Here is a 26,715-nt window from a genome sequence, read left to right as displayed (position 1 = left end):
TGGGCCGGCACCCAGTGCCGCTGGCATCATGAGCCTGCTGGGCCGACGACACCTGGGAGGCAGGATGACAACGGAGAATGTGCCCGCGGTCGCGGGCGTCGAGCGATTCTACGACGTCGCGGATCTGATCCTGACTACCATTTGGGGCCGAAACTGGCACGTCGGATACTGGGACTCGTCGGACAGCGAGGCATCCAACGCCGACGCCGTACAGCGTCTCAACGATGTGCTCGCTGCGACGTTGCGGGTGGGCCCCGGCAATCGGGTGCTGGACGTCGGCTGTGGCATCGGCGAGCCCGCGTTACGTCTGGCGGAGGTGACCGGTGCCGAGGTCGTTGGGGTCACCATCGCCGAACAGCAGGTGGTGGAGGGCAACCGGCGGGCGGCCGAGCTCGGCCTGGCTGACCGGGCGACGTTCCAACTCGGCGACGGCCTGAACCTGCCCTTCCAGGATGGAGCCTTCGACGCGGCATGGGAGATCGAGTCCGGCATCCACATGGACCGGGCGCGGATGATCGCGGAAATGGCCCGGGTTGTCAGACCCGGCGGGCGGGTCCTCGTCGCCGATCTTGCCATGCCGGAAGGCCCGGCCCGGGAAACCCCGGAGGAGCGCAGGGCGATGCTGGAGAGCATGGCGCTCGTGCAGGTCCCCACCGTTGATGACTACCACAAGATGATCGCCGACGCGGGCCTGCGTCTCGTCGAGCTGTCCGATATCACCCCGCACACCCGCAAGACCAACGAGCGGATGGCCGAGGCGGCGCGCCAGCACTACGACGTGCTGGTCGCCGAGCGTGGCCGCGATGCTGGTGACATTCTCGATATGATGATGACCTCAATCGACGTGCGCTACGTTGTTGTCGTCGCTGACCGGCCAATGGCATCCTGACTGGTGCTACCAACGACGAGGCCGCCCACCCGGGACGATCCGGGTGGGCGGCCTCTCGCTTACAGCCGGTGATGTGTCGCGAGGTAGGTCGCGGCGGCTTCGTGGTTGTCGAGATTCTTGTAGTAGCCCGGCCGGGCCTGGAAGACGTAGGACACCGGCTCCTGCTTCGGGCCAGACACGCAGGTCTCAGGCCAATTCGCCAGCGCGGCCGGGACGTCGAACTCGAAGGTCACCGGGTCGCTCCGATAGCACGGCGCGCCGTCGAGGTCCACCTCGTGCCAACCGGCGGGCAGGTCACCGCCTGGCGCCACGTATACCTGCCGCGACCAGCGCTCGTAATCGAAGACGGAGGCGATGAAGGGCTGCCACTGCGGCGGGACCGCTGGGACGATCTCGTGTGTCCACCATTGTTGCACCAACGCCTGCAATTCGGGGCTGCTGTGCAGGCTGCGCAACGCTTCCGCGATCGCTGGCGATTCGGCCAACACAGGGATGCGGTCACGTAGCGTCACCGCGGCGGGATCGGTCGAGGTGTCGAAAAATGCTTTGAAGCCCATTATTATTTTTGATTGGCTCATGTTTGCCAGGTCGAGCAGTGGGCGCCAGACATGGCGCAGGTATTGTTGCTCGCCGAGCACGCGGGCCCAGAAGACGAACCGTTGCATCTGCAGGTTCTCCTCCAGCGTGGAGGAGCGGTTGGCCAGGACGTATTCGAAGTCGTCGTCCTCCCCCCGGATGGTGATGAAACCGTGCAGCTCTCGGTTCTGCACGTAGGACGTGTTGGGCAGAAGCAGCATGGGATAAACCGCGATACGGGAGACCATCCGCGCCAGCCGGTCGTAGCCTTCGAGAAACGACTCGACCGTCTCACCGGGGGCGCCCCAGATGAGCTCGCCGTAGCATTCCAACCCTTCCTCGGCGAGCCACTCCACGAGACTTTCCCACTGATTCACCTTCATGTTCTTGCGCAACATCTCGGTCAGCGCGGCGTCGTCGAGGGTCTGCAGCGCCAGCGTGAACAGACTGTGCATGTCGTGCTGCTTCAGTTGGCGCACGATGTTGTAGAAGCGTTGGGACTTGTTCTTGGCCCAGCTTGTGATCAGGTCTCCGGGATACCCGTACTTCTCCTTCGTTTTGATCAGTATCTCGACGAACTCCTCGTCGGCCTCCAACAGCCCGAAGTTGGAGTCGCAGAGCACCAGCGAGGGTGCCTGGTAGTAGCCGAAAATGTCCAGCTCGGCGGTGAGCCGTTCGATCGAGAACGAACGCATCTTCTGTCCGACCGCGCCACCCCAGTAGCAGAAGGCACACTTGTAGGGGCAGCCTCGGTTGGTTTCGATGAGTGCGACGTCGTAGCGAAAGTTCCCAGCTGCGTCCGCCATCGGGATCGCGCCGCTGAGGAACGGCGACGGGATCACGTCCAGGTCAGCAATACGGTCGCGATCGGCGGTGCTGTGCACTGTGCCGTCCGTGCGTCGGAACGACAGTCCGGTTACCTTCACCGGGTCGAAGACGTCCGACCCGTCCGGCCGCTCCAGCAGGTAGGTCAGCAGCTCGCGGAAAGTGTGCTCGCCCTCACCGTTGACGACGACGTCGACCCACGGAAACTCCCGGAACACCCGTTCGCCCTGATAGGCGACGTGGTTGCCGCCGAATACCACCAGGCCGTTCGGGTTGACCTGTTTGAACGTCTCAGACAGTACGCCAAAATTGCGGTAGTTCCAGCCCAGCACCGAGAAGGCCAAGACGTCGGGGATTGCGCCCGAGAACAGTGCCTTGGTCATCTCCTGCAGGCGCTGGCCACCCCGGAAGTTGCAGATGTCCGCACTGACTTCGCCAGCGAAATGCGGTGTCTCGTCGACCACCGCCTTCAGATATCCAACCGCGAGTGGCATCGAGTCGACCGGCATGTCCCAGGCTCCTTGCTGGACCAACCGGACTTTGAGCATGACGAACCCACCCCTTCCAGGGGCTTCTCAGTGTGTCTTCTCGGCGGTGATGAACACCGCGAGGCCGACTTCGAATTGTTCCCGGACGGTGAACCCTGCCTGGTCCAGCCAATTCCTGAAGATATCGATGTCGTACATGCGCAGCCCGTGCTCGTGCTGCGGGAAGTGGTGCGAGTGAACGAAGTGCCGATATACCGGATCGGTGGCGTCCCGGAAGGTGTACGTCGTGAACGTGCCACCCTGGCGCACACACCGGCCGATTTCCCTGATCGCGGCCTCGGTATCGTCGAAGAAGGCGTGCGGGCCATTCCAGCACATGGCGGCGCCGAGCGTTCCTGTCCCGAACGGCAGCGTGGCGGCGCTGGCCACGACGGCCGGTACCGACGGCAGCCGGTCGCGGAGCGCGGCGAGCATCACCGGCATGAGGTCCAGGGCGATCACGCGATCGGAACCGACGGCCTCGGCGAGCGCGATGGTCCAGCCCCCGGGACCGGCGGCGACGTCGAGCACCGGCCCGTCGACCGGACGAACCAGATCGGCGATGTACTTTGCCTCCACGCCGGAGTTGACCGGACCGTCCCAGGCGAATCCGCACAACCGCTTGAAGTTGGGTCGAGCATGCGCCTCCACGAAGTGGCCCATCGTGGAGATCTTCGATAGCTGGAACAGCAGTCCCTCGTCGCGGATCTCGCCCGACTGATGGCCGGTTTCCGTGAGGTCGATCATGCCTCGCCTGATCGGGAACCGCGCGGCACAGGACGCACACAACGCCTGGTTCGCCTCGAATGTGAGCCCACTGTGACACAGTGGGCAGCGAAAGGCAGCCGCGTGCCGTTGCCACAGCCCGACCTCTGCGTCTTTCGGTTGGGGATGCCGGGGCGCGAGCGAGTCCGGCACGGCGGGGACCGGTCGTCCGTTGCGAACCGCCCAGTACGCCTTGGCCCCGGTGAAACCGAAGATCGTGTGCGAATCGTTGTGCCACTGATCGGCGACCTGCTCGGGAGTCAGCGACCTGACCCAGTCCCGGTCGAACTCCAGTTCTGCCTCGTCCATGTCCCACGCCGTGGGGTGTGGGAACACCCGCCCTATGGTGGGCGCCGGGTCGCCGGGGTCGAAGGTACGCAGCGACCGGTCCAGTCGGGACAGATCGTCGGCGCCGGCGCCCACCTCCCGGGCTGCGTCGAGGATCCGGGAACGCTCGGTGGGAAAGTGTGACAGCAGGTACAGCAGCGCTTGCCACAAGCCGTTTTCGTGTTCAGCCAGCCGCCACAGATCGAGCAGACGGTCGAGGTGGGATCGGACCACAGTAGCGATCGGACCATCCGTGTTCGGGTACTCTGTTTCCACGAGTAGGCCCAGCACCACGGCGAGGTCACCCTTTCGGCGCTCCTCGGCGCGCCACATCGCAGTCAGCAGCAGCGGAACGGCGCCGATCGCAGCGTCAGTCGCCTGCCCATCCCGCCACAGCGCGGCGACCAGGTGCTGATAGGCCGCCTCGAGCCGGTGCGCCGGTGCGTTCTCGAACGAGCGCAATAGCGTGGCCGGCGGGCGGTCCACGTCGAAATCGGTCATGCGCGTGCCCCTTCCGAAGCGAGTGAGAACAGGTTCTCTCCGAACGCGAGCTACTGCGCCGGACCGCGGTGCAATGAGTCGCACGGAGCTTCCCCGGTGCACCAACTGTCCATGACGAATGCGCTGACGGCGTCTTCGACAATGCGCTACGGAGACGCGCGATCCCCGCCGCCTAACCTGGGCCCTTCGTTAAGGGCGGTCCACATCGTGGATCATGAAAGGAAAGGTGCCTTCTGACCTGGGAAGATAGGACTTGCTGAGGGTCTCATCTATCCCGAGGGAAGGCACCTGTCAGGTGAAGAGTACCGGAACACGACCGAAGATCATCGTCAGTAGCGATGGACGTGGCGTGGTCGGCCACGCGGGTGCCCGTTTGCTGGCCGACATCGCGGACGTAACCGGGTTGACCGGCGGGTTCAGCGAGGCCCTGGCCAGGCTGCGGCAGCGGCAGGGCGGGCATGACCCGGGTCGGGTCGCCGTGGACCTCGCGGTGATGATCGCCGACGGTGGTGAGGCGATCAGCGATCTGGCGGTGCTGCGGGACCAAGCGGGGCTGTTCGGCGCGGTCGCCTCGGATCCTACCGCGTGGCGGGTGCTGTCTGGTGTGGATGATGCTGTTCTGGCCAGGCTGCGGATGGCCCGCGCTGCCGCGCGGGAGTTGGCGTGGGCGCAGTCGGCCGAGACCCGCGACGGGCTGCCGGTGTCGATGGCGGCTGGTGCGCCGGTGTCTGGGCTGGTGCTGGATCTGGACGCCTCGATCGTGATCTGCCACTCGGAGAAGGAGCAGGCGTCCAAGACGTGGAAGAAGACCTTCGGATATCACCCGTTGTTCTGCTTCCTGGACAACACCCGGGAGGCGTTGTCCGGGCTGCTGCGCGCCGGGCGGGCGGGGTCGAACACCACCGCCGATCACATCAGCGTTCTCGACGACGCCCTGGCGCAGATCCCCGACGTCCACCGGTACGGCACCGACATCCTCGTCCGCTCGGATTCGGCCGGCTGCACGTACGGGTTCCTGCGCCATATCCGGTCGTTGCGTGAGCACGGTATGAACACGTTCTTCTCCGTCGGGGTGGCCATCGGGGAGGCGATCCGCGACGCGATCAAGCAGGCTGCGGGGCACCCCGAGCAGTGGGTACCGGCCCTGAACGCCGACGGCCAGCCACGCGACGGCGCCCAGGTATGCGAGATCACCGGCCTACTACCGGCCGACCTGCGGGCCAACTACCCCGACGGCACCCGGTTCATCGTGCGCCGGGAACGCCCGCACCCCGGCGCACAACTGTCGCTGTTCGACACCATCGAAGGCTTCCGCCACCAGGTGATGGCCACCGACACCGGCCCCGGCAACGGATCCATCCAGCATCTGGAGGCCCGCCACCGCGCTCACGCCCGCGTCGAGGACCGCATCCGCACGGGCAAGGACACCGGGTTCGGCCGCTTCCCATCCCGGGTGTTCGCCATCAACGCCGCCTGGCTGGAACTCGCCTTGTGCGCCATCGACCTGCTTGCCTGGACCCAACACCTGCTGCTCGACGGCGACCTCGCCACCGCCGAACCCAAGACACTGCGCTACCGACTGCTGCACGTCGCCGCCCGCATCACCCGCTCGGCCCGCCGCACGAAGCTGCGCATCGCCGAAGGCTGGCCCTGGGCCGACCAGCTCGTCACCGCGTTCGACCGGCTGGCCGTGCTGCCCCAGCCCGTCACCTGAACCCCAACCCCACGCCCCGACGAGTACCCCCATGGAGGAACCCGGCCACCGCGTCGGGTCCTCGCCGTGCCCATACCCCGATCGATCACCAAATGAAGATCAACAAATGCAAACAGGGCCTTGATCAACAGTTAGCGAAAGACTGAGGCTAACGGTTAGCCGACGGCGTAGATGCCGTTTTCGAAGTGCTGTGCGGCTCCGCGTCGCGGAGCGGCATCGCCGCGTCCCCGGCCCGGTGGTTCCCGCGTAACCGCTCCTCGGCCGGCAGCGCAACGCTGCCGGCCAGGCCGCCGTGGGCGATCAGCTTTCGCATGTCGAGCATGTCGGTCTCCCGTCGTCCAGCGGTCCCCGTTCCCGCTCGCTCCGCGATCGTGGCTCTCCTCGCTGCCACCCGTCGTCTTCGAGGTTGCGAACCCGTGGTAGGGGCCCCGAGCCATTCGGCAACGTGGAGGAAGACCGCCCCCCGGTCGTTGTCGAGACTGTTCGGGCGGAGCGCCCCGTGCCGCGGCGGCGCGGAGACAGCGGGGTGGTCGCGTACAGCACCGTGTTTACGCGCTCGCCCCGTACCGAAGGGAGTTCGCGATGGAACCGTCCCCGTCAATTCAGGAGCGCTTCGCCGCGGTGGTGCGGCGATTCCCCGACCGACCTGCGATCACCGGTGACGGCACCACGATGTCGTACCGTGAGCTCGACGTGGCCGCGGACCGGTTCGCGGGGCGGCTGCGCGCTCTCGGGGTACGGTCGGGCGACGCGGTGGCGGTGCTCACAGCGCGGACCGCGGACGTGGCAGTCGCCGTACTTGGCGTGGTGCGCACGGGCGCGTGCTACGTCCCGCTGCATGACGGTTACCCGCATGAGCGGCTGCGCTTCATCGTGGAGGAATGCCGGGCCCGGGTCCTCGTAGCGGATCAAGTGGCAGTTCGGCGTGGGGTACTGCCCATCACCGAGCATCTGGTCCTGGTTGACGAGGACAGCGTCACGGGCGAGGCGGCGCCGTGCGGGTCGGTGTCCGCGGCCGACCCAGACGACACGGCCTACATCATGTACACCTCGGGATCCACCGGCACACCGAAGGGCGTCGCCGTGCCACACCGCGCGGTGATCGGCTTGGCCGACGACTCCATGTGGGATTCCGGCCGGCACGACACGGTCCTCTCCGTCGCACCGTTCGGCTTCGGCGTCGCGGCGTACGAGCTGTGGGTGCCGCTGCTGCGGGGCGGCCACGTGGTCGTAGCACCGACGACCACCTTCGACCTGCTCTCGTTGCGTCGATGGATCGACGAGCACAAGATCTCGGGGCTTCATCTGACGGCCGGACTCTTTCGAGTGGTCGCGCACGAAGAGCCCACTGCGCTGTCGAATGTCCGTGAGGTGCTGACCGGCGGTGACATCATCTCACCGGGCGCGGTCCGCGCCGTACTGGAGGCGAATCCCGGCCTGGTGGTCCGTGCGATGTACGGCGCGACCGAAACCTCGTCATTCGCCATGAGCGCGGCAATCACCCTGCCGGACAGGGTCGGCACACCCGTCCCGGTTGGTGTGCCGCTGCGGGACGTGCATGCGTACCTGCTCGACGAGCGGCTCGAACCGGTTTCGCCCGGGGCGGCCGGTGAGCTGTACCTCGCCGGGCCCCGGCTCGCTCTGGGGTACGTCGGACGGCCAGACCTGACCGCGGATCGCTTCGTGGCGGACCCGTTCGCCATCGGGACGCGGATGTATCGGACCGGAGACGTCATGCGCCGCAACCCCGACGGGCAGTTCGAGTTCGTCTTCCGTATCGGTGAGCAGATGAAGGTCCGCGGTTTCCGCGTCGAACCACGGGAAATCGAGGCGGCCCTGACCCGCTGTACCGATGTCACCGATGCCGCGGTCCTGGCCCGGGAGGGCCCAGCGGGGGAGCAGCGGTTGGTCGCCTACCTCGTGGCGCCACCCGAACTAGACGTCGACGCCATCCGCGCGCAGGTTGCTCGGTCGCTGCCGGAGTACATGGTCCCCGCCGTCTTCGTCGTGCTCGACGCGCTGCCACTTACCGAAAACGGCAAGCTCGACCGTACCGCGCTGTCGGAGCCGGAGGCGTCCGACCCGCCGTACCGGGCGCCTCGCACCGACCGGCAACGGATCCTGTGCGAGCTGTTCGCCGAGGTCTTGGAGGTCGACACCGTCGGTATCGAGCACAGCTTTTTCGACCTCAACGGTCAGTCGCTGAGCGCCATCAAGCTGGTCGGTCGGATTCGCGCGGCGCTGACGGTCGACGTTTCGGTGGGTGACCTGTTCGACGCGCCGACCGTCGCCGAACTCGACGCGGTCCTCGACGGGCTCGGCGGGGCGGAGCCCGAGAGCCAGGAGAACGGTGCGGCCCCGCGACCCGAGGCGGCTCGTCGTGACTGATCCCTTCGAGGCGGCCGACGGATCCTTCGTCGTTTTGACCAACAACGCCGGCCAGCACTCGCTCTGGCCGGCCCCCCTTGCCACGCACCCGGGGTGGGACCGGGTGTACGGACCGGCAAGCAAGCTGCGTTGCCAGCGTTACGTCGACGCGTACGGCATGGGCGACGGCCCGCTGATCACGGCGGAGCTGTCGGTCAACCAGGAGTTCCTGCTTCGGTTCGACCGTGGCGACACCGACGGTGCCTTCGGCGAACGGCACACATTGGCCGCGGCGTGGCGTATCACGGGAGAGATTGACACAACCGCGCTGCGTGCCGCGCTCGATGCCGTCGTGGCGCGACACGAGATCCTGCGTACCCTGCTGGTGGCCGACGATGGTGGCTGCCGCCAGGTGATCCACCCGGCCCGGTCGGTTCGCCTCGTGCTTCGCGACCTCACCGGCGTCGCACCCGACGACCGGCCGGTCCAGGCCGAGCAACTGCTCAACGAGGTTGACGCCGAGCCGTTCCCGGTGCGAGACCTTCCGCACCTGCGCGCGGTGCTTGGTCGGTTCGATCCGGCGGACGCAGTACTCGTGCTAACCACCCATCACACCGCGACCGATGCCTGGTCGATGGACGTGTTGATGCGTGATCTGGCCGCTACGTACACCGCTGTGGAACCGCTTCCTCCAGTGACGCAGTACCGAGAGTTCACGGCCTGGGAGAGCACCTCGGAAGCGACTGCGGGTAGCGAGCGAGCGCGCGGCTACTGGCGCCAGACGCTGGCCGGTGCCGCCGTGACCGGGCTGCCCACCGACCGTCCACTACGGGCCGGCCGTCCCGACGCCTACGCGGTGCAGCGGTTCGTTTTCGACACCGAACTATCGAGTCGGGTTACCGCGTACGCGCGCACCATGCGGAGTTCCCCGTTCATGGTGCTACTCGCGGCGTACCACACCTACCTGTGGCGGCGTCTCGGCCGCAGCGACCTGGTGACGCCGACGTTCGCGGCGGGCCGACAGGACGACCGTTTCGCTGCCGCGGTTGGGCCGATCTTCAACATGGTCCCGCTGCGTACCGATCTCAAGGGCTGCCGGACCTTCAACGACGTGCTCCAACGGACCCGCCGCACCTGTGTCGAGGCCTACGCCAACGAGCTGCCCTTCGCCGAGGTCGCACAGCTCGCACCAGAGATCACCGAGACCTTCGCGGATTCGGCCGTGGCCGTCGCTGCGTTCGAGGTCCTGCAGTATCCGCCGTCGGACGGCGTGGTCCGCCTCGGTTCGGCCTCGGCCGTGCCGCTGCGGGACCGGCGGGTGTCCCAGTCGGTCAGTTCGGCCATCCCCGACGGCGCCCTGTGGGCACTGGACATCACTCCGTCCGGACAGATCGTCGGGAGTCTCAAGTACAACCGCGTCACCTTTGACGACGGAACCATCGCCGACATCATCGCCGGGTTCCGAGCCGCTCTGCGGGCCGCCTGCGCGTCCCCCGAAGCCCCGCTGCCGCCGGTGTGAGCCGTCCAGACGAAAGGAGCAAGACGATGGCGATCAACAGACGGGACGCGGGTGTGCGGGCACCGGCACCGATCGGCCTGGCACCGAGCGCGAGCGAGGTGGTGGCCCGCGCCGAGGCAATGGTGCCGGACCTCGTCACCCGTCAGGGCGAAACGGAACAGCGCACCTACTATGGGGAGGACGTGCACGAACACCTCGCCGAGGCGGGCTTCTACAGGATTCTGGTACCCCGCCGCTACGGCGGGCTCGAACTCGGCGTCGAAACCTTCGCGCGGGTCGGCATGGCGCTGGCACGCGGCTGTCCGTCGACGGGCTGGATGTACGTCTTTGGCGCGGCGCACGCGCTGGCGGTCGCCACCCTGTTCGAGGAGCCCGTTCAGGCAGAGCTCTTCGGTGACGGGCACTTCATCTGCCCGTTGACCGTCGCGCCCACCGGCGCCGCCCGCCGATCGGGGGATGGTTGGATCGTTGAGGGCACCTTCCGGTACTGCTCCGGCGTACCGTACGCCACCCACTTCATGGGCCATGCGCTCGTCGACGACGGCGACGGGGCCCCGCCGTGGCCACTGCTGTTTGTTCTCCCGAGGTCGCAATGGCGGCAGGAGGACGACTGGGGCGCGCAGCTCGGTCTGCGTGGCAGCGGGTCGCACAGTATCACCGTGCGGAGCGCCTACGTGCCCGAGGAGCACGTGCTGTACGGCCACTTCAGCCAGCTCGATGTCAGCCGTGGTACCCCGGGCCGCACTCTGCACGACAATCCGGAGTACGGCGGTGGCCCGCTGAGCTTCATGCTGCTCGAGATAGGGCTGCTCGGTGTCGGCATGGCAGCCGGTGCCCTCGACGCGTACGAAGACCTGATGCGCGGCCGGACCACGATGTTCGGCACACCGGTCATCCGTACCGCGGATCCGGACTACCAGCAGCACTACGGCATGGCGGTGGGCATGCTGGCCACAGCCGAGACGGCCGTACTCGGCGCGATGCGGCAGTGGCTTGAGCTGAGTGCCCGTGGCGCCGCGGCGATCACGCGTGAGCAGGAACTGCGTCTCGCCGGCATCGGCCGAGAGGCTTTTCGGCTGAGCTGGCGAGCCGTGGCGGAACACCTGTTCCCGAGTGCCGGGTCGAGCGCGGCGCTCGCCGGGGAACGGATGGAACGGGTCTGGCGTGACATGTCAACCGTGCGCAGCCATGCCGGTCTGGGCGTCTTTTTGTCCACAATCGCCAACCGGGAGTTGGCGAAGGAGCACTTCGGCGATGGCTGAGCGCATTCGTCGACCGACACTCGGAGAGAAGGAGCTCGCCATGCACGAAAAATGCCCTGTCCTCGACATCACCGGCAGCGACATTCACGGTGAGTCGGACCGGTTGCGGGAGCGGGCAACCGCGGTCAAGGTCCTGCTGCCCGGCGACGTGCACGCGTGGGTGGTTACCGGCCACTCCGCGATCAAGAAGGTACTGCTGGACCCGAACGTGACCAAGAACGCCCGTACCCACTGGCCGGCGTTCATCAACGGCGACGTCCCGATGGACTGGGAACTGATCAGCTGGGTCGCCATGGACAACATGGTCACCGCGTACGGCTCCCACCTGGTCCAGCTCCGCAAGCTGGGCGCCAAAGCATTCACCCCGCGTCGGGTGGAAATGATGCGTCCACGGGTGGTCACGCTGGTCAACCGGCTGCTGGACGACCTGGCCACGGCGGGGGAGGAGGTCGTCGACCTGCGCGAACGCTTTTGCTACCCACTGCCGGCGCGCACCGTGGCCGACCTGATCGGCATGTCGGAGGAGCACCGCCAGCAGACCGCCAAGGCAATGGACATGATGGTTGACACCACCGTCACACCGGAGCAGGCCCAGGAGACCCTAGCCGGCTGGCGGGGTGCGATGGCGGATCTGATCGCCGAGAAGCGGCGCAACCCGGGCGAGGATGTTGCCAGCGACCTCATTGCCGCGCGCGACGACGAGAATGGTGCCAAGCTCACTGACACCGAGTTGACGGACACCATCTTCGCGATCCTCGGCGCCGGGTCGGAGACCACCATCAATTTCCTCGACAATGCGGTGACGGCGCTGCTGAGCCACCCCGACCAGTTGGCGATGGTGCGCTCTGGCCAGATCAGTTGGGCCGAGGTCATCGAGGAGACGCTGCGGGTCGAGTGCCCCCTGGGCAGCCTGCCGCTGCGCTACGCCGTGACCGAAATCGAGATCGATGGAGTCACCATCCCGAAGGGCGATCCGATCCTCGTCAACTACGCCGCGGCCGGCCGGGATCCCGCCCTGCACGGGGAGACCGCGGGGCAGTTCGATGTCACACGTCCGGATAAGGAGCACCTCTCCTTCGGCCGAGGCCCGCACTACTGCCTCGGCGCCGGCATAGCCCGGATGGTGGCCACCGTGGGTCTTTCGACGCTGTTCGAGCGGTTCCCGGACATGGCGCTCGCAGTGCCGAAGGAGGAATTGCAGCCGCTGCCGACGTTCATCATGAACGGTCACCGCGCGCTGCCGGTGCGGCTACAGGCGCGCCGCCCCGCCACGGCCGCCGGTTAGCCACAGGTACCGCGACGGGCGCCCGCTGATGCCCGGGTCGCGTGCCGCATCAGGGGAGAAGTTGTCGTCACCTGTGGGAGGGTCGACGTCGTCTCAGCGTATGTGTGCGGTCCTGTAGGTGATCGGTGGTGATCTGGTCAGCCGGGGAGACCCGGTGGTGGTCGGTGTGGGTGAGCCAGACCATCTCCTCGATCTCGCTGTTGGGCTGCGGGAGGCCGTGCTAGTCGGCGGTGTAGCAGGTCATGCGGACCATCGTCCCGTCGGGTGACCGTGGGCTTGGGCGTGGAACGTTCCGACGTGTTCGGCGGTGTCTGGGGCGATGGTCACGCTGAGATCTTCCGGATCTCACGGACCAGGGCGTCGACGTCATTGTCGCGTGGATCTCGCTTGTCGCCGGGAGGTAGTAGACGTCCTTGCCACGCGATCGGGGGAGCCGAGGATGTCGCCGACCCAAGGCGGATCCAGGCGATCTTGTCGATGACGGCCGTGCGTGACGGGACGCCACCGGTGTCCCGTGGTGGATCTGTCTACCGGCTGTGAGCAGGCACGACGTTGTCCGGACGCTGGTACCGCCCGACGCTGGTCCGCCCGCGTACGTTCACCGAGCGGGGTCGCGCAGGCGGATCCTCAGCGCAGGGCGCGGGTCGAACTCCTCGCGCCACGCAAACGGCGTCGCCCCGGAGCGATCCAGGGCGACGCCGTGGGACTGCCGAGGGATCCGGGGCCGCACCAACCGACCGCCGTTGTCGGCGGTGCGGCCACCTCGCGCCGGCCCGTCTACCGCAGCACCCGGAGCATCATCGCCGGACGAATCATCGCCTGTGGTGAATCGACGAGCCCCAACACCCGCATGAGTCCGGTCAGCACCTTCGGATCCCGGGTGGCCGCCGCCTGGGCTCTGCTCATGTACGCGTTACCCAGCCGCACCTTCGCCGGGCGGCTGCCGGGCACCGCGGCGAATGCCAGGTCACCACCGGCGGAGATGTCCCACGGTACGTCGATAACAGTGGCTATGTCTCGCGCGAACCGCAGCGGATCCGGCACGCCTGACCGCAGGTGGTCGCGGAGCACCAGCGCTTCCATGGCGGCGACCGTCATTCCCTGACCGTACACAGGGTTGAAGCTGCAGGCCGCGTCGCCCAGCACCAGCAGCCCCGCCGGAAACCGGCTGAGCCGTTCGTACCGGACCCGGACGCTGGCCGGGTAACGGAATGCCACCGGGTCGTCGATCGGCTCTGCATCGCGGACCGCCTCGTAGATGCCTGGCACCGGCAGCGACCGTACGTACTCGAGAAACCCGTCCGGGTCGAGCGGTGGCCGGTCACCGAGGACCCCGGTGAGGGAGAGCACCCAGCGGCCGTGCTCCATCGCAGAGAAGAACGCCCCGCGCGGGAATGCCGGAGAGGCTACCGGGTTGATCGACTTGTCGCCGCGGACGAACTCCTCGGCGGGACTGCGGTAGTAGCGAGTGGTGTAGGTGAGATTGATGTTTATCCGCTGCTCTGTCGGGCGTTCGTAGCCGAGCTCTGCCAGCCATGCCGGGGTCCGCGAGCCGCGCCCGGTGGCGTCGACGACGATGTCCGCCTCGAGCGGTTCGGCCTTGTCGTCGCCCGCCCGGCTGATTCGTGCGCCCACCACCCGGCGACCGTCGTTCGTGCTGAGCAACCCGAGGATGTCGCAGCGCTGCTCGAGCCGTACGTTGGGCAGCTCCAGTACCCGCTCGCGGACGTGGCTCTCCAGCACCGGCCGGGTGGCCGAAATGTACCGCAAGCCCGTGCGGGCCTTGCGGGCCTGCCGGCCACCGAAGTACCAGCGGAGCTCGCCGAGGTCACCGGTGTGTGCTCCCGAGGCGGCCGCGCGCGCGGTGAAGCCCGGGAACAGTTCCTCAAGGATCGCCTGGCCGCGGGCGAGCAGCCCGTGCACGTGCCTGCCTTGCGGCACTCCCCGCCGGGGCGCCGTCACGCCGATCACCTCGTCGCGGTCGACCACCACGACCTCCGCATAGTGCTCGGCGAGCACCCGCGCGGCGAGTAGCCCGGCCATGCTTGCGCCGAGCACGACGGCGCGATCACCTACCGGTGCGGGCATGGGGCACCTCCTTCGAGTCCGGGTTCGGTGGAGCCGGCGTCACTCGGTGTTCGCTGGGGTGTTCTGGTACGCCGCGAGCCGCCACTCGCCGTCACGCTTGACCACCACCCAGGAGGCACGGACAGCGCCCCTGCTCGACACCTCACTTTCCCCGGGCTCGAGCACGCCGCCATACGACAGCAGGACCGCCGAGTCGGGCCCGAGTGAGCGAACGCTCAGCGGTTTGCCGGTCACCTGCGTGCCTTTGTAGCGGCCTTGGTATGCCTCGGTGAGATATTCGCGGATTTCCTCCCGGCCGTTGCGGTAGACCCCTGCGAGGATCATCGTGCCGTCCTCGACGAACAGATCGGCGAATCCGTCGGCGTCGTGATAGGCCCATGCGGCCATGACTTTCTGCGTCAGCGAGGCGATGCCCACCTGGTCGGAGCTCGACGGGGTGGCCAGCGGTCCAGTCGTCGTCATCGGAGCAGTCCTTCCTAGATGTACTGGGTGTTGGGTTCCAGACCGCAGAGCATGCGGCCGTAGAGCTCGGCGTTGGTGTTGGGATGCATGAGGGCGTGCAGCGACACGGCCTGCACGTCGCGGGCGATGCGTTGGATCGGTACGTCTTCGTAGATGGACGATCCGCCGCTGGCGGTCGCCAGCACGTCGACGGCTTCCCGGGTCAGACGCACCGCGGCGCCCAGGTCAGCGCGGGCGCGCACGCGCTCGTCGACCTTCCAAGCGGATCCCTCGGCGGCCTTGTCGTCCACGTGTGCCGAGAGGCGGTGTGCGTGGAATTCTGCCTCGTCCAGCTTGTTTGCCGCCTCGGCAACCTGCAGGTGGGTCAGCGGTGCCGCAGCCTGGCTGTCGTAGCTGGTGTACGTCACCTTCCGGCCCGGAAGTCGCTTGAGGAACTCCGCTCGGGCCGCGTGTCCCATGCCGATGACGGCGCCGACGGACGAGGCGCTGGCCACCGGTAGCAGCGGCACCTGGTAGATCCGCGAATCCGCTGACACCGGCTCTCCCGCCAAGACGGTCCCGAGCGGCAGTACCCGCTCCTGCGGGATGAACACGTTTCGTGCCACGGTCGTTACACTGCCCGTTCCGCGCAGGCCGGAGGTCTTCCAGTCATCGACGATGAGCAGATCCGACATCGGTACCAGCGCCACAATCGGATAGGGCTCGCCGCTCTCGGGTGCGAGGATCGCGATGATTTCCTGCCAATGGCTGTGGTGCGCGCCGCTGATGAACTGCCACTTGCCGTTGACCACCACGCCACCCGGGGCGGGCGCGGCCATCGCACTTGGGCTCAGCGTGCCACACACCCGCGTGTCTGGCTGGCTGAACACCTCGTCCTGGACATCGTCGGGGAACAGGCAGGCCATCCACCCCGGAATCCAGTAGACCGTCGCGACCCACGCCGCCGAACCGTCGCCGCGGCTCAGCTGCGCGGCGACGTCCACGAGGGTGCGGGTGTCGGTCTCGTAGCCGCCGTATCGCTTCGGGCGGCGAAGCTTGAACACGCCGGCATCTGCCATCGCCTCGATCACCTCGTCGTGCAGCCGGCGGTGTTCCTCCGCCCACGCCGCGTGCTTGTGCAGAACGGCGGCGGCATCGGCGGCCTTGCCGATGAGTTGTTCGCGTGTCGGTAAGCCGATCTTCGTCACTGATCCTCCGTTTCGTCTTGGCTGGACGATGGTCAGCGTCAACGGCCAGCGCCGAATCTCCGTCGCGGACGAGACTGGCCCGTCTACAGGGGAGCCACGCGGGCTCAGTCGTTGACCACCGCGGGCAGAACGTGCTCGGCAATCCGCTCGACATCGCGGACGGGATTGTTCGAGGCGACAATGCAGATCGTGGTCTGCACCCCGGCCGCCGCGATCTGCCGAAGCTGCGCGGTCAGCGGACCGACCCCGGCGGTCTCCGCCACGTCCACCGGGAGCACGCAGGTCTTCTCCACGGCGGCGTAGTCCCGGCCGGCCTCGTCGCACAACCGGCGTAGCAGTTCCAGCTTTTCGACCAAGTCGGGCCCGGGTAGAGGTTGCAGGCGTCGGCGTACTCGGCAACCAGGCGCAGCGTCCGCCGGCCGCCACCGCCCAGCATGATCGGCGGATGCGGTCGGGTAATGCTTTGTGGATCGTTCAACGTCCGGTCGATGCTGTAGTGCCGGCCCGTGTAAGGCTTCTCGGCGCCTCGCTCGCCGGTCCAGTACCGCAGCAGGATCTGCAGTGTTTCTTCCAGCATCGTGAACCGGTCACCGACCGGCGGGAATCCGAGGCCGGAGCTGACCGCCTCGGTCTCGTCCCAGCCAACCCCCAGACCCAGCATGAACCGGCCGCCGGTCAGTACGTCGAGTGTGGTGGCGCTCTTCGCCAGCAGGGCGGGATGCCTGAAATGTACCCCCGCCACGACCGGGGCCACGCGGCAGCGCGTGGTGTGCGCCGCGAGCACGCCGAGGGTGGTGAAGCACTCCAACTGTGGGGCCTCAGGACCCCCGGCGTGCGGTCCCTGCCATAGATGGTCGCCCATGGCGATGAGATCGAACCCCGCCTCGTCAGCGGTGCGGGCGATCTGGGCGAGGGTGGCGCCCATGCTCGAGGGTCCGCCATCCCAGGCGAATGCTCCGAGCTCCAGACCGATTCTCATCGTGGGTTCCTGCCTTTCGGCTCGACGTGGCAGCGCACCCGTTCATGGTCTGCCTGGCCGGTGTCCCCGCACGTCTCCCAGATTGCGCAGGCCCGGCGCAGTCGGCACAACTCAAGAAGACTCTTGATCAGGCCGGCGCTAGGCTGTGCAAAGGCGCCGGTCAATAGCCATGGGCCCCGCAGGTGACTGTGGTCGCCCACGCCCGGCAGCAAGGTGCCAGGGAGGGCCGTGCTGGCCCTTCCGCCGAATCGTCGCGATCCAACCGCCGCGTCACCACGCAGCGGGCGATGCGCCGTGTCCGTGTCTGGGCTGAGCGAGGGGGAGAGTGATGGAGGACCCGGTACGCCACGTTGTCGGAGTCATGTGGGCGCGATACTTCGAACCCATTACCTTGGAGGATCTGGCTGCGGAGGTCTACATTAGCCCATTTCACTTCCTGCGAGTCTTCACACGGGCGACTGGTACCACTCCGGGCCGTTACCTGTCGGCGCTGCGCATGTTCCAGGCCAAGCGCATGTTGTTGACGACAAACCTTACCGTCTCCGCGATCGTGTGCAGCGTCGGATACAGCAGCGTCGGCACGTTTACCACCCGGTTCACCCGCTCGGTGGGCATGACGCCGAACCGATACCGCGAGCCGGAAATCGGCGGGCTGCTGGTCGCAGCCGGCCGAGGGTTCAGTGTGATTCCCAGCCCACGCGCGATGGTGGCCGCACCGGCACCGCGACCCGTTGCCGGGCCCAGGGGCCACGCGAGTGTCGTCGTCCGGCTACCACAGGCACTCGGCCGGGCCAATGTCTTTGTTGGCCTCTTCGAAGAGGCGATTCCGCAAGCGCCGCCGGTTGCCTTCGGTTACGTACGCCACACCGAGTCCACGGTACTGTCGATACCAGACGTGCCGGTTGGACGCTGGACGGCGTTCGCGGTGGCTGAGCCAGCCGACAGCGCCCGGCGGGGATCCTGGTGAGCGCGTCGCGCGAGCCGATCGCGGTGCTGCCCAGACAGTACACCTCTACCCGTCTGGACCTGCACCCATTGCGGGCCACCGACGCCCCGGTCGCGGTGTCGCTGGCCGTGCCGGCACGGCCAGCACTCGCCGCGATGGCGGGTGGTCCTGCGGCAGCCCTTCACGATGAGCACGGGCTCATCCGACGCTCCGCCTAGTGTCCTCCAGTCATCGGAGGCCGCACTGTCCGGGTGCGGTAGTTGGCGAGGCTGCCGAGGATCTGGTCGGCGGTTTTGGTCCAGACAAAGGGCTTCGGGTGGTCGCTACATGCATTGATCAGGATCGACTGTCACCTCACTGGCCCCGCCCACGCCAAGACCGGAGGCGCCCCACAGCCGTCGGCTGCCTGATCGCCACCCAGAGCGTGTAGACCTCCACCAACGCACCGGCGACCACACAGGGTATCGATGCCGGCAAGAAGATCGTCCGCAGACGCGGCATCGTCACCGACACCTCGGTGCACTCCTTGCCGTCATCGTCGCCGCGCCCCGCGCCGGCGACCCCACCGCCGGAGGTCGGCAACGCTGGAGTTGCGCCACGAATCCCGGGGAGGGCGGTGTCGGTCGCGCGGAGGAACGCGCCGTTCAGCGCATGGAGCAGTCGGCGATACGCCCGGCGAGGAATTCCCGTTCCGCGTCGTTCTCGGCGAGCGCGAGCGCCTGCCGGTAGAGCGCGGCCGCCTCGGCCAAACGGTCGAGCCGCCGCAGGAGGTCGGCCCTGATCGCGGGTAGGTAACGGTACCCGTTCAGCCGCCCGTCGCGAGCGAGCTGTTCGACCAGTGCCAAAGCGATCGCCGGACCGTGGACCATGGCGGCGGCGACCGCCCGGTTGAGCGCGACGACCGGTGAAGGCCATACCTTGAGTAGTTCGTCGTAGAGGGTGACGATCTGCTCCCAGTCGGTGGCCGCGTAGGTCGGTGCGGTGGCGTGCAGCGCGGCGATGGCAGCCTGCAGGGTGAACCGGCCGGGCGGTCCGTCGGTGAGGGCCGAGACGATGAGCCGGTGCCCTTCGGCGATGCCGGCGCGGTCCCACCGCGAACGGTCCTGCTCCTCCAGGAGCAAGAGGCGCCCGTTACCGTCGGTCCGGGTGGCCCGTCGGGCGTGGTTGACCAGTAGCAGCGCGAGCAGACCGCGGACCTCCCGCTCGGCCGGCAGGAGCTGGTTGAGCATCCGTGCCAGGTCGATGGCGAGTTCGACCAGGTCGGTGCGGGTCAACTGGCCCCCGGAGGGCGCGGTGTGCCCGGTCGTGAAGACCAGGTGGATCACCGTCAGTACGGCGTCGAGGCGCTCGGACAGGTCGGCCGGGCCCGGCATCCTGAACGGGACGCGCGCGGCGGCGATCTTCTTCTTCGCCCGGGTGATGCGGGCTGCCATGGTCGTCTCGGAGACCAGGAACGCTTTGGCGATGTCGGCGACCACCACTCCGCAAACCAGCCGCAGCGTGAGCGCCACCTGGGATTCGAGTGACAGCGCCGGATGGCAGCACATGAACACGAGCCGGAGGCGGTCGTCGTGGACAAACGCCGTCTCCGGGGCCGCCGCCATCTCAGTGACCTCGCTTTCGACGAGGAGGTGCAGCTTGGATCGGAACACGTCCGCCCGGCGCAGCGCGTCGAGCGCGTTGCGCTTGGCGGTCGTGGTGAGCCAGGCCCCGGGGTTCGCGGGAACGCCGGAACGCGCCCAGGCGTCGAGTGCGGCGACGTATGCCTCCTGCACACACTCCTCGGCGAGGTCGAGGTCGCGGGCGACGCGCACCGTCGTGGCGAGCACGGCGGCCCACTCACGACGGTGCGCGTCCGCGACCGCCCGGCGGACGGCGGGCAGCGCGACAGTCACTCCTGGATCAGCGGCCGAACCTCGATCCCGCCATCCATGACTGGTACGCACTTGCCGACGGCGATCGCCTGATCGAGGTTCTCGGCCTCGATCACGAAGAACCCCGCCAGGGCTTCCTTGCTCTCGATGAACGGCCCGTCGGTCACGACGCCACCCTTACGGATGGTCGTGGCAGTGCTGGTCGGCTGTGTCGCCTGAGCGTTGACGATCTTGGCGCCGATCTTCTCGACCTTGCCGGGCACCGCCATGTGGGCGTCCATGATCTCCTGCGGCATGTCGGCGACACCGCCAGGCAGCTCCCGATCGTAGATCAAAATCGCGTACTGTGCCACTCTGATTCCCCTCTGTTCACGTGGAACGGCTGTTCGCAACTACATCAGTACGACGAATGAGTAACCACCGAATCGACAACCCGTCTGGAAGAAAATCCCGGCACCGGTCCGGCTCAAGATTGCCACACCGCGCTGGCGGCATCCTAGGGTCAACCCGCCCGCTCGGACACCCGCGCCGGCTCGTCTGCTGTGGCTGGCGCCTCCTGGCCGACCGGGCGTACCGCGCGCAACCGCGAAACGAACAGGCCGATGATCCCCACCACCCCGACCGCGGCGACCCCGGCGATGAGCGCGAGCGAGGCGGTGAATGCCTGGCCAGCCGGCCCGAGCACCGCCGCGGCTAGTTCAGGAGGCAACTGGCTGGCTGCGCCGACCGCACCGGCGATGCTCTGCGCGGCGACCTGCGCCACGTCAGCCGGCACAGAATCGGGGAGGGCGCCCGAGACCTGCGCGTGGTAGAAGGCGACCCCGAGGCTGCCGACCGTGGCGACCCCGACCGCGTTGCCCATCTCGTTGCTGATCTGTGGCATCGCCGACGCCGAGCCGGCACCTTCTGCCGGCGCCGAACCGATGATCATTGCCATGCCGACCGCCAGCAGCGGCGTGCCACCAATGGCCCACACCGCGAACCCGACGATGAGTAGCTCCGGGCCCGGCACGAAGCGAGTGAGCATCACGAGCACCAGCCCGACGACCACGATCGTCTCGCCGGCCGCGATGAGGATCGCCGGCCGGACCCGCTGTGCCAGCACCGCGGCGACCGGAGTGAACAGCGCGCTGAGCAACATCCCAGGCGCAAGCGCGAGACCGGCCTGCCACGGCGAGAGACCGTTGACGATCTGGAAGTGCTGGGTGATGAATAGCAGCACCGCGCCGGTGAGCGAACTTTGCAGCAACAACGCGATGAGCGGCACGGTGAACCTGCGGTTCCGGAACAGCCGCAGGTCGAGCATGGGCCGGGGTAGTTGTCGCTGGCGACGGACGAACACCACGGCGGACGCCACTCCGACGCCGATGGCCAGCAGCGGTACGACGCGCCAGCCGTAGCGCGCCAGTTCCTTGACCCCGTACACCACCGTCAGGATGGCCGCGAGCGAGAGCAAAGAGCTCGGCCAGTCGGGCTGGTGCGCCTCGGGGTCGCGATGCTCGGGCAGGACCATCGGCCCGACGACGAGCAAGAGGACCAGCAGCGGAACGCCCAACAGGAAGGCCGAACCCCACCAGTAGCGCTCCAGCAGCACGCCACCGCCGAGCAACCCGACGATGGCCCCGAGGGTGAAGCAGGACGCCCACGCCCCGATCGCGACACCGAGTTGCCGTGGCTCACGGAACATGCTGCGGATCAGCCCCAGAATCGACGGCGCCAGGGCGGCCCCCGCGATGCCGAGCAGCGCCCTCGCCGCGATGAGCATGCCAGGGCTGGTTGCCCACGCCGACGCGAGCTCCGCGAGGCCGAAACACGCGGCGCCCGCGAGCAGCAGCCGTCGCCGCCCGATCCGGTCGCCCAGGCTCCCCATGGTGATCAGAAAACCGCCAAGCGTGAAGCCGTAGATGTCGGCGATCCACAACTGCTGTACCCCGTCCGCCCCCAACTGAGCACTGAGATGAGGGAACGCCAGTAGCAACACGAAGGTGTCAAAGGCGACCATGAGGGTCGCCAGGCACAGCACTCCGAGGCCGATCCAGTCCCGCGGCCGCGCCCGCGCCGCAGCGTCGATCGTCATGGTCATCACCTCTCGTTGCGATTGCGGTGCTCGCCGGTTGGTACACCGGAAGGCCGGCGGAGTGATCGCAGCGTATCGTCGTCAATTCACTTTTCAGGCACCCTCGTGTGCGGATGCGCAGCATGGAAGAAATGCATTCGTACCTCGGGTGCGGGTGGCTGGTTCGCCGATGGGGGAGGCCCTGAACAGGGGGACCTGTCAGGAGAATCGCAATAACGAAGTTGAAGGTCTGGATTCCGCCCTCAGCTTCTTTGCCTAGTCGATCGAGATTTTCCTGACGAGGGCATGCGTGGGGCCGTTGGCCTGCTTGGGGGCGACATCGGGACGCGTACGCCGCTGCCGTGGGACGTCACCGCAAACTATGACCCTCATCGCAAGACACGACACGCGATAATTCACCCAAACCAGGCCGCAGGAGGTTCGCCCATGGATGCGCAGTCTGGAAGAAACATGTTCCGGGATCACTGGCACAATCGGCTGGCGCCAATTCTCGGGCAGGTTCGACCGGTCGAAAAGGTGACCGGCCCCGGCCGGCCACCACGCACCCGAAGCGCCATTCGCCGTTACCAGGTCAAGGAGCGACACCACATGACCTCGAGTCCCGCACGACATCAGGGCCGCGCGCTCCCGCTTCCCGGATCCGCCGACTTCACCGACGCAACGCACGTGTTCAACCTCAACGCGCGGCCCGAGCCCGAGGCCGCCGTGACGGTGCGCTCCGTCCCGGAGGCCCGGGAGACACTCGCACTCGCGCGTGAGCGCGGCATGCCTGTGCGAGTGCACAGCACCGGACACGGAGCGGGTTCGGTGCGGCCGGTTCGTGGCGGGCTGCTGATCCGTACCGACCTGTCCGGCGGGGTGCGGGTTGACCCAGCACGGCGGACCGCCCGGGTGCCCGCCGGTACCCGCTGGCAGGAGGTGGTGGAGGCGGCGGCGCCGCACGGACTCACCGCCGCACACGGTTCGGCGGGCACGGTCGGCGTGGTGGGGTACGTCCTGGGCGGCGGGCTCAGCCCTTACGGGCGCCTCGTCGGGCTCGCTGCCAACACGGTGCGCGCGGTGGAACTTCTCACCGCCGACGGACGGCTGCACTGCGCCGACGAGGACCGCGATCCCGAGTTGTTCTGGGCGCTGCGCGGCGGCGGAGGTGGGTTCGGCGTGGTGACCGCGGTTGAGATCGAACTTCTGCCTGTCGCGGCCGTTATCACCGGCGCCGCCTACTGGCCCGAACATGCCGCCGAACGGATCATCGCGACGTGGACGCGCTGGGCGACGGACGCGCCGCGCGAGGTGACGACCACGATCCGCGTCATGCGGCTCCCCCCGGTGCCCGAGGTGCCACCGCAGCTCGCCGGGCGTACGACTGTCGCTGTGGACGGTGCCGTGCACACCGCCCACCCCACGGGCCTCGCCGCCGCACGCAGGCACGCCGAGGACCTGCTCAACCCGCTGCGGGCGATCGCGACCCCCGTGCTCGACACGTGGTCGGAGGGGAACGCGACGGACGTGCTCCGGGCGCACGGAGACCCGGCCGCCCCGTTGCCGTTCCTCGGTGACCACATGCTTCTCGGCGACCTCGACGGTGACGCGATCGATCGCCTGCTCGACGCGGTCCGAAGCCGCCCGACATCTCCTCTGGTGGTCGCCGGACTGCGGCAGCTGGGCGGCGCCTACGGCACACCAGAACGGGCGGGTGGCGTGCTCGACCGGCTCGATGCCGCGTACTCGTACGCCGGCTCCGGACCGGTACTGGCACCCGAGCACGCCGACGCGATCCGGACGCACTGCGATGAGATCCGCAGAGCGCTGCGACCGTGGGACACCGGGCGGACGGTGCCGTGCTTCGTAGAGGACCCCGACCGGCCGCGGCGGCACATCAGCGACGAGCAGATGCTGTCGGTCGCCCGGGTCCGGCAGCGGGTCGACCCGGAAGGGCTCTTCCGGGAGGACGTACCGACCAGTGTCGATTCACCGCCCGGTGGATCGTCGTTCTTGTAGCCAGCCAACCACCGGCCCCCACCCCGGAAGTAGGTGCCATGTCAACCACAACGGAGCAGGCGTTCAAGTGGCCGACCGAGACTCGCGCCTTCTGCGCGGAGCTTCCGTTCACCCCGCAGACCCTCCTGTTCGAGCGCGGCGAAGGCGTCCGACTGTTCGATGCGCAGGACCGGGTGTACCTTGACGCGCTGTCCGGCGTCTTTGTCACCTGCTTCGGCTACGGCTGCCGACCGATCATCGCCGCGCTGACCGAGCAGATCAACCGGATCACCTTCAACCCGCCGTTGCACGGCACCAACCGTGCCGCACTGCACCTCGCGCAGGGCCTGGTGGACCTCGCGCCAGCGGAACTCACCTCGGTGAAGCTGCTCAGCGGTGGGTCGGAAGCGGTCGAGTCGGCCGTACGGCTGTCCCGGCTGTTCCACGCCACCCGAGGCAAGCCAACCAAGCAGAAGATTCTGAGCAACTACCAGAGCTACCACGGCGCCACCTACGGCGCGCTCGCGCTGACCGGCCACCCTGCCGTCGGCATCTTCGGCAACGGTATGCCGGCCGTCGTGCACACCTGGCCGCCCGAGGCGGTCGCTGCCCAGCGCGGGCTCACCCCGAAGGACGCAGCCGAGCAGGCGGCCGCGCTGGTCGAGCGCACGATCGAGGCCGAGGGGCCAGACTCGATCGCCGCGATGATCGTGGAACCGGTCAGCGGTGTGCGCTCGATGGAGGTACCCGACCCGGTCTATTTCCACCGCCTCCGCGACATCTGCGACCGCCACGACATCCTGCTCGTCTTCGATGAGATCGTCACGGGATTCGGCCGGATCGGTCAGAACTTCGCCGCCCAACACTTCGGTGTCACGCCTGACCTACTGTGCGCTGGCAAGGGCCTCTCCGGCGGGTACGCGCCGCTCGCGGCGCTACTCATCAGCGAGCGCGTCGCCGAACCGTTCCGCACCACGGGCGGCCCGATGGCATTCGGCACGACGCACACCTACTCCGGCAACCCACTCGCGGCGAGCGCGGGGCTTGCCGCAGTCACCCACTTCACCACCGGCGGCTTCCTACCGCGCATCCAGCAGCTGTCGGTCACGCTGCAGGCGAAGCTGAGGCTGACGGTCGCGGCCCGTGGCACCGTGAGCGGCCTGGGCCTGCTGCAGGGCATCACCTTCCCGGACCCGAACGGCGCCAACCCCGGCGACCTCATCGAGCAGGCGTGTCTGCGTCGGGGCCTGATCGTACGCGGCATGGGCCCCAGCCTCATGCTCGCACCGGCGTTCGTCATCGACGACATCGAGATCGACGAGATCTGCGGCATTCTCGGCGATGCCATCGACGAGGTCCTCGGCAACGCGTCCTGATCCATTCGTCCGGGGACATCCCGGGTCGTCCGACGGCACAGTGCACCACCGGACGGCGTCCGTCCCCACGCGACGCCGGACAGCCCCGCAGCACGGAAGGAAAGCCACATGACAATGACCCGCGGATGGGACCTGCTGTTCCGGCGGGACGACCTGACCGCCCACGAGATTCGCCCGAACCGGCCGCGCCCGCTGCGGCCGGACGAGGTGCGCCTCACCGTCGAGCGGATGGGCATCACCACCCTCACCGCCACCTACGCGCGCTTTGGTGACTCGCCCATGCGGTTCATGAGCGCGTTTCCGGCGCCGGAAGGCTTTGGAATCGTACCCGTCTGGGGATTCGCGACCGTCGCCGAGTCGCGGGTACCGTCCGTCGCGGTCGGCAGCCGGTACTTTGGATATCTACCGATGTCCACGCACCATGTCGTGTCGCCGCAGCCGATCACCGGGGGGTTCGTCGACACCACACCCGAGCGTGGCTTCCTGCATCCGTGGTACCGCACCTTCGAAGCCGCCCAACCGCACGATCTGGATGACCGCCGGGCGTTGCTGCATCCGCTGTTCCCGGCGTCGTACAACGCCGCCGAGTTCGTTCACGGACCGGCTGGGTCGGACGCTCGCACCGTCGTCGTCACCAGCGCGTCAAGCAAGACAGCGATCGGTCTGGCCTTCCAACTGGCCAGCCGTGAAGGTGTCGCGACAGTCGGGCTTACCGCCGGCGAACATGCGCGGTTCGTCGCCGGTCTCGGCCTCTACGACCGGGTAGCCAGCTACGACGACCTTCCTGACGTGCCGGTCACCGGCCCCACCGTCTTCGTCGACCTGACCAACTCCGTCGAGCGGATGCAGGCGGTCTACCAGCACCTTGGCACCAACCTCACCGCGACGGTGCTGCTGGGCTTCACGCATCCGCGGTCCTCGTTCGAGCCACCTGCCCTGGGTGCGCCCGAGCCACACATGTTCTTCACCCCCGCGGTCGAGCAGGATGCCATGGCGGCGCAGGGCGAGGCGAACTACAAGCGTCGGTACGCCGAAGCGGAGGAAAGGTTCCTGGCCAGCACGACGCAGTGGCTCGCCGTCTCGCACGCCGAAGGGCCTGAGGCGCTTGCCGCCGCGGTGCAGGCCGCGCTCGCCGGCAAGCTACCGCCGGACCGCGCCGACGTGCTCACCCCGTAGCGGCCCACCGCTCACC

At 67.9% G+C, this 26,715-nt stretch carries 22 protein-coding genes and 1 pseudogene; 11 read left to right on the top strand and 12 right to left on the bottom strand.

The window, feature by feature from the left end:
* Nucleotides 1–28: 28 nt before the first annotated feature.
* Entirely contained in the window at nucleotides 29–889 is an 861-nt protein-coding gene (locus tag QTQ03_RS08705; protein WP_289277537.1) for a methyltransferase domain-containing protein, read from the top strand.
* Between the two features lie 59 nt (nucleotides 890–948).
* Here the strand turns inward: QTQ03_RS08705 and QTQ03_RS08700 are convergent, their stop codons facing one another.
* Together QTQ03_RS08700 and QTQ03_RS08695 are read right to left on the bottom strand one after the other, a co-directional pair.
* Nucleotides 949–2,838 carry a KedN5 family methylcobalamin-dependent radical SAM C-methyltransferase gene (locus tag QTQ03_RS08700; protein ID WP_289277536.1) on the bottom strand — a complete coding sequence of 630 codons (1,890 nt, stop codon included), beginning with the start codon at nucleotides 2,836–2,838 and terminating at the stop codon, nucleotides 949–951.
* Nucleotides 2,839–2,865: 27 nt separating this feature from the next.
* Nucleotides 2,866–4,410 (bottom strand): class I SAM-dependent methyltransferase, encoded by a 1,545-nt coding sequence (locus QTQ03_RS08695; protein WP_289277535.1) that lies wholly within the window; start codon nucleotides 4,408–4,410, stop codon nucleotides 2,866–2,868.
* 295 nt (nucleotides 4,411–4,705) lie between these two features.
* Here QTQ03_RS08695 and QTQ03_RS08690 point away from each other — a divergent pair, with 295 nt between their 5' ends.
* Nucleotides 4,706–6,124, top strand: a complete 1,419-nt coding sequence (locus QTQ03_RS08690) for an IS1380 family transposase (RefSeq protein ID WP_502889681.1) — start codon at nucleotides 4,706–4,708, stop codon at nucleotides 6,122–6,124.
* Nucleotides 6,125–6,272: 148 nt separating this feature from the next.
* Here the strand turns inward: QTQ03_RS08690 and QTQ03_RS08685 are convergent, their stop codons facing one another.
* On the bottom strand, nucleotides 6,273–6,446 hold the full coding sequence (locus QTQ03_RS08685; protein ID WP_289277534.1) for a hypothetical protein: 174 nt from the start codon (nucleotides 6,444–6,446) through the stop codon (nucleotides 6,273–6,275).
* 260 nt (nucleotides 6,447–6,706) lie between these two features.
* On the opposite strand from QTQ03_RS08685, the gene QTQ03_RS08680 reads away from it, so the two are divergent.
* The 4 genes from QTQ03_RS08680 to QTQ03_RS08665 are packed head-to-tail and all read left to right on the top strand — an operon-like array spanning nucleotide 6,707 to nucleotide 12,557.
* Nucleotides 6,707–8,512 carry a non-ribosomal peptide synthetase gene (locus QTQ03_RS08680; protein WP_289277533.1) on the top strand — a complete coding sequence of 602 codons (1,806 nt, stop codon included), beginning with the start codon at nucleotides 6,707–6,709 and terminating at the stop codon, nucleotides 8,510–8,512.
* Nucleotides 8,505–10,010: a condensation domain-containing protein gene (locus QTQ03_RS08675; RefSeq protein ID WP_289277532.1), complete on the top strand. Its 1,506-nt coding sequence runs from the start codon at nucleotides 8,505–8,507 to the stop codon at nucleotides 10,008–10,010. The genes QTQ03_RS08680 and QTQ03_RS08675 overlap by 8 nt, the downstream gene beginning before the upstream one ends.
* Nucleotides 10,011–10,036: 26 nt before the next feature.
* Nucleotides 10,037–11,272 (top strand): acyl-CoA dehydrogenase family protein, encoded by a 1,236-nt coding sequence (locus QTQ03_RS08670; protein ID WP_289277531.1) that lies wholly within the window; start codon nucleotides 10,037–10,039, stop codon nucleotides 11,270–11,272.
* Between the two features lie 40 nt (nucleotides 11,273–11,312).
* Entirely contained in the window at nucleotides 11,313–12,557 is a 1,245-nt protein-coding gene (locus QTQ03_RS08665; protein WP_289280737.1) for a cytochrome P450 family protein, read from the top strand.
* Nucleotides 12,558–12,624: 67 nt separating this feature from the next.
* On the opposite strand, the pseudogene QTQ03_RS08660 reads toward QTQ03_RS08665, so the two are convergent.
* The 6 genes and pseudogenes from QTQ03_RS08660 to QTQ03_RS08635 all read right to left on the bottom strand — a co-directional run bounded on the left by QTQ03_RS08660 (nucleotide 12,625) and on the right by QTQ03_RS08635 (nucleotide 17,273).
* A pseudogene (locus QTQ03_RS08660) lies at nucleotides 12,625–13,036 on the bottom strand (NUDIX hydrolase).
* A 298-nt stretch (nucleotides 13,037–13,334) separates the two neighbouring features.
* Complete coding sequence (locus tag QTQ03_RS08655; RefSeq protein ID WP_289277530.1) at nucleotides 13,335–14,645, bottom strand: FAD-dependent oxidoreductase; 1,311 nt, start codon at nucleotides 14,643–14,645, stop codon at nucleotides 13,335–13,337.
* 39 nt (nucleotides 14,646–14,684) lie between these two features.
* Nucleotides 14,685–15,107 carry an SgcJ/EcaC family oxidoreductase gene (locus QTQ03_RS08650; RefSeq protein ID WP_289277529.1) on the bottom strand — a complete coding sequence of 141 codons (423 nt, stop codon included), beginning with the start codon at nucleotides 15,105–15,107 and terminating at the stop codon, nucleotides 14,685–14,687.
* Between the two features lie 14 nt (nucleotides 15,108–15,121).
* A complete protein-coding gene (locus tag QTQ03_RS08645; protein ID WP_289277528.1) occupies nucleotides 15,122–16,294 on the bottom strand; it encodes an acyl-CoA dehydrogenase family protein in 1,173 nt (390 codons plus the stop codon).
* 104 nt (nucleotides 16,295–16,398) lie between these two features.
* The gene (locus tag QTQ03_RS08640) at nucleotides 16,399–16,557 is read right to left on the bottom strand and encodes a hypothetical protein (RefSeq protein WP_289277527.1); all 159 of its coding nucleotides are present in this window, start codon (nucleotides 16,555–16,557) and stop codon (nucleotides 16,399–16,401) included.
* Nucleotides 16,527–17,273, bottom strand: coding sequence for an LLM class flavin-dependent oxidoreductase (locus tag QTQ03_RS08635; protein WP_289277526.1), 747 nt, complete (start codon nucleotides 17,271–17,273; stop codon nucleotides 16,527–16,529). The genes QTQ03_RS08640 and QTQ03_RS08635 overlap by 31 nt, the downstream gene beginning before the upstream one ends.
* Before the next feature lie 328 nt (nucleotides 17,274–17,601).
* On the opposite strand from QTQ03_RS08635, the gene QTQ03_RS08630 reads away from it, so the two are divergent.
* Nucleotides 17,602–18,240 carry a helix-turn-helix transcriptional regulator gene (locus tag QTQ03_RS08630; RefSeq protein WP_289277525.1) on the top strand — a complete coding sequence of 213 codons (639 nt, stop codon included), beginning with the start codon at nucleotides 17,602–17,604 and terminating at the stop codon, nucleotides 18,238–18,240.
* Complete coding sequence (locus tag QTQ03_RS08625) at nucleotides 18,237–18,437, top strand: hypothetical protein (protein ID WP_289277524.1); 201 nt, start codon at nucleotides 18,237–18,239, stop codon at nucleotides 18,435–18,437. The genes QTQ03_RS08630 and QTQ03_RS08625 overlap by 4 nt, the downstream gene beginning before the upstream one ends.
* Before the next feature lie 426 nt (nucleotides 18,438–18,863).
* Here the strand turns inward: QTQ03_RS08625 and QTQ03_RS08615 are convergent, their stop codons facing one another.
* The 3 genes from QTQ03_RS08615 to QTQ03_RS08605 all read right to left on the bottom strand — a co-directional run bounded on the left by QTQ03_RS08615 (nucleotide 18,864) and on the right by QTQ03_RS08605 (nucleotide 22,170).
* Nucleotides 18,864–20,048, bottom strand: coding sequence for an RNA polymerase sigma factor (locus QTQ03_RS08615; protein WP_289280736.1), 1,185 nt, complete (start codon nucleotides 20,046–20,048; stop codon nucleotides 18,864–18,866).
* A gap of 62 nt (nucleotides 20,049–20,110) precedes the next feature.
* Nucleotides 20,111–20,446, bottom strand: a complete 336-nt coding sequence (locus QTQ03_RS08610) for a YciI family protein (protein WP_289277523.1) — start codon at nucleotides 20,444–20,446, stop codon at nucleotides 20,111–20,113.
* A 149-nt stretch (nucleotides 20,447–20,595) separates the two neighbouring features.
* Nucleotides 20,596–22,170: an MFS transporter gene (locus tag QTQ03_RS08605; RefSeq protein WP_289277522.1), complete on the bottom strand. Its 1,575-nt coding sequence runs from the start codon at nucleotides 22,168–22,170 to the stop codon at nucleotides 20,596–20,598.
* Nucleotides 22,171–22,758: 588 nt separating this feature from the next.
* Between QTQ03_RS08605 and QTQ03_RS08600 the strand changes: the two genes are divergently transcribed.
* From QTQ03_RS08600 to QTQ03_RS08590, 3 genes are all read left to right on the top strand, one after another.
* A complete protein-coding gene (locus QTQ03_RS08600; RefSeq protein ID WP_289277521.1) occupies nucleotides 22,759–24,168 on the top strand; it encodes an FAD-binding oxidoreductase in 1,410 nt (469 codons plus the stop codon).
* Between the two features lie 38 nt (nucleotides 24,169–24,206).
* Nucleotides 24,207–25,523, top strand: coding sequence for an aminotransferase family protein (locus QTQ03_RS08595; protein ID WP_289277520.1), 1,317 nt, complete (start codon nucleotides 24,207–24,209; stop codon nucleotides 25,521–25,523).
* 108 nt (nucleotides 25,524–25,631) lie between these two features.
* Nucleotides 25,632–26,699, top strand: coding sequence for a DUF2855 family protein (locus QTQ03_RS08590; RefSeq protein WP_289277519.1), 1,068 nt, complete (start codon nucleotides 25,632–25,634; stop codon nucleotides 26,697–26,699).
* Nucleotides 26,700–26,715 lie beyond the last annotated feature (16 nt).

The sequence above is a fragment of the Micromonospora sp. WMMA1363 genome (genome assembly GCF_030345795.1).
Taxonomy (GTDB): domain Bacteria; phylum Actinomycetota; class Actinomycetes; order Mycobacteriales; family Micromonosporaceae; genus Micromonospora.
Note: the sequence above shows the minus strand (reverse complement) of the source record. Positions and strands in the feature narration are given on the sequence as shown.